This window comes from Nocardioides sp. R-C-SC26 (assembly GCF_021246465.1).
In the GTDB taxonomy this organism is placed as follows: Bacteria; Actinomycetota; Actinomycetes; order Propionibacteriales; family Nocardioidaceae; genus Nocardioides.
Genome location: NZ_JAHRHK010000098.1, coordinates 1 through 306, shown reverse-complemented (window position 1 = coordinate 306; position 306 = coordinate 1). Strand labels below are relative to the sequence as shown.

The following is a 306-nucleotide window of genomic DNA, read 5'->3' as shown; positions in this document are numbered from 1 at the left end:
TGTTCGCCGCGATGCGCACGACGTCGAGCGCGACCTCGACGATCTGACCCGGCACGAGCTCGGCCCGCAGCGCCGCGACCGTCTCGTCCGGGATGGCCGTCGGGGTCCAGATCATGGCGTCCACCAGCCCCAGAGCGGCGGTCGTGCCGGCCGGGAGGTCCGACTCGGGCCACTCGTCGAGCGCGGCGAAGGTCGCCTCATCCGCGCCGGCGTCGATCGCCGCGACACTGCGTCGCGACATGCAGAGCCGACAGGCGTGCTGGCGCGCGCCGCGCAGCCGGTCGTCACCGAGGTGGTCCGGCTGCG

Annotated in this window: 1 protein-coding gene; it reads right to left on the bottom strand. The window is 74.5% G+C overall.

All coding sequences use genetic code 11. The features are described from left to right. A partial coding sequence (locus KSO97_RS17600) for a hypothetical protein (RefSeq protein ID WP_232682121.1) occupies positions 1-306 on the bottom strand: 306 nt, incomplete at both ends.